The sequence below is a fragment of the Arthrobacter sp. H14 genome (assembly GCF_000520495.1).
Lineage (GTDB): Bacteria > Actinomycetota > Actinomycetes > Actinomycetales > Micrococcaceae > Arthrobacter_C.
In genome coordinates, this window is record NZ_KI914655.1 from 83,880 (window position 1) to 86,391 (window position 2,512).

Sequence of the window (2,512 nt, forward strand, 5' to 3'; positions counted from 1 at the left end):
CTCGCCTGAGGCGCCTGCGAGCCGCTGGCGGATGGAGCGGACCGAAAGGGCCGACGGCGTCACCGTCATCAACGACGCATATAACGCGAACCCGGACTCCATGCGGGCGGCCCTGCGGACTCTCGCCGAACTTGGACGGGGACGCCGGACCTGGGCCGTGCTGGGCGAAATGCTCGAACTGGGCAATGAATCGATCGAAGAGCACGATGCAGTGGGCCGCACCGTCGTCCGGTTGAACATTTCCCGGCTGGTCGTTGTTGGTGCTGGAGCCAAACCGATCCACAACGGAGCTGTGCTCGAAGGATCCTGGGGCGATGAGGCCGCCTATGTTCCGGACATGGATGCAGCCGAGGACTTCCTGCAGGCTGGGCTGCGCGCGGGCGACCTGGTGTTGTTCAAATCCTCGAATGGGGCCGGACTGCGTCTTCTGGGCGATCGGATAGCATTGCCCCCGAACGACTTGGCTTCCGCTGCGGCTCCGTCCGGCGTGGAAGTGGACGAAATCAAGGCCACGCAGGAAGGGAGTTCGCAGTCGTGATCACTTTGCTCATCGGCGGTGCTCTGGCCTTGATCTTCGCATTGGTCGGGACCCCGCTGTTCATTAAAGTGCTGGTCAACCGCGGCTATGGACAGTTCATCCGCGACGATGGGCCAACCACACACCATACGAAGCGCGGAACCCCCACCATGGGCGGCGCCGTCGTCGTCGCATCAGTGGTGGCATCCTATTTCCTCACGCATCTGATCATATTTCTGATCAACCCCGACAACACCGGACCATCCATTTCAGGCGGACTGCTATTGCTGCTGATGGTCGGTATGGGACTGGTCGGATTCCTCGATGACTTCATCAAGATTTCGAAACAGCGCAGTCTTGGCCTGAACGCCGCCGCGAAAATCACGCTGCAGAGCGCCGTCGGCATACTGTTTGCCGTTCTGGCACTGAATTTTCCCGACAGCCGTGGCCGCACGCCTGCTTCCACCGCGATCTCGTTCGTCCGGGACACATGGGTCGATCTGGCGTTTGCGGGAACCATCATCGGCGTAATTCTGTTCATTATCTGGTCCAACCTGATCGTCACGGCGGCTACGAACGGCGTTAACCTGACGGACGGACTGGACGGTCTGGCCGCCGGTGCCTGCGTCATGGTCTTCAGCGCCTACCTGCTGATGGGCATCTGGCAGCAAAACCAGAACTGTGGTTCGCCCGGAGTCACGGGAGCCTGCTACGAGGTGCGTGATCCGTTCGACTTGGCCATGCTGGCTGGAGCCCTTTGCGGTGCCCTGATCGGCTTCTTGTGGTGGAACACCTCGCCGGCGAAAATTTTCATGGGAGACACCGGTTCGCTCGCGCTCGGCGGAGCGCTTGCCGGATTTGCGATCCTGTCACGCACCGAACTGCTGCTGGCCATCATTGCCGGACTGTTCGTGATCATCACCCTTTCCGTCATTCTGCAGGTTGGTTTCTTCAAAATTTCCCGCGGTAAGCGGATCTTCAAAATGGCGCCACTGCAGCATCACTTCGAGCTCAAGGGCTGGGCGGAAGTGACCATTGTCGTTCGGTTCTGGATCGTCTGCGGACTCTGTGTCGCCAGTGGCCTCGGCATCTTCTACGCCGAATGGCTGGTCGCGCTGTGAGTGCCGACCGATTGGCGGAGCTGACCAGCTGGGACGCCGACTGGGCCGGGCTGCGCGTCGTCGTTACCGGGATTGGCGTGTCGGGTTTTTCCGCAGCGGACACGCTGGCCGAGCTGGGCGCCCAGGTCGTCGTCGTCGATGCCGCAACGGACGCTGAAGCCAAGGCAAAAGCGGATACGCTCAAAATCGTCGGGGTCCAGGAAGTTCTCCTGGGTGCCGAGTACGGAGAGTCGCTGCCCGACGTCTCCGGCAGTGCGCCGGAGCTGGTGGTGACATCGCCGGGATGGAGTCCGCGGAATCCACTGCTGGCGGCCGCGGCCGAAGCGGGCATCGCCATTTGGGGCGACGTCGAACTTGCCTGGCGGCTGCGCCAACGCCAGGGGCGGACGGCGGCCCCATGGCTGGCGATCACAGGCACCAACGGTAAGACGACGACGGTCGGGCTGACCGAAGCGATGCTGCAGGCCGCGGGCAAACGCGCCATCGCCGTCGGGAACGTCGGAACCCCGGTGCTGGATGCCATCCGGGACCCGGACGGATACGATGTGCTCGCCGTCGAACTTTCCAGCTTTCAACTTCATTGGTCGCACAGCCTGTCGCCGCTGGCCAGCGTTTGCCTCAATGTCGCCGAGGACCATGTCGACTGGCATGGGTCCTACGACGAATACCTTGCGGACAAGGCGAAGGTTTACGCGAATACCCAAGTGGCCGCCGTCTATAATGCCGAAGCTCCGGAGACCGAGAGGATGGTCGAGGAAGCCGATGTAGTAGAGGGCTGCCGGGCCATCGGTTTCACCACCAACACTCCTGGGCTGAGCATGGTCGGCGTCGTCGATAACCTGCTCGTGGACCGGGCCTACATCGAAAACCGGCG

Annotated in this window: 2 protein-coding genes and 1 pseudogene; all 3 read left to right on the forward strand. The window is 62.1% G+C overall.

Features of this window, described 5'->3' with window-relative positions; all coding sequences use genetic code 11:
• Window positions 1–538 (forward strand): annotated as a pseudogene (locus tag Y707_RS25575) (glutamate ligase domain-containing protein); the annotation flags it as partial.
• Entirely contained in the window at window positions 535–1,638 is a 1,104-nt protein-coding gene (gene mraY, locus Y707_RS0112205) for a phospho-N-acetylmuramoyl-pentapeptide-transferase (protein ID WP_026535305.1), read from the forward strand. The pseudogene Y707_RS25575 and the gene mraY, both read left to right, overlap by 4 nt.
• Window positions 1,620–2,512: UDP-N-acetylmuramoyl-L-alanine--D-glutamate ligase (gene murD / locus Y707_RS32815; RefSeq protein WP_035781506.1), on the forward strand; the 893-nt coding region annotated here is incomplete at its 3' end. The genes mraY and murD, both read left to right, overlap by 19 nt.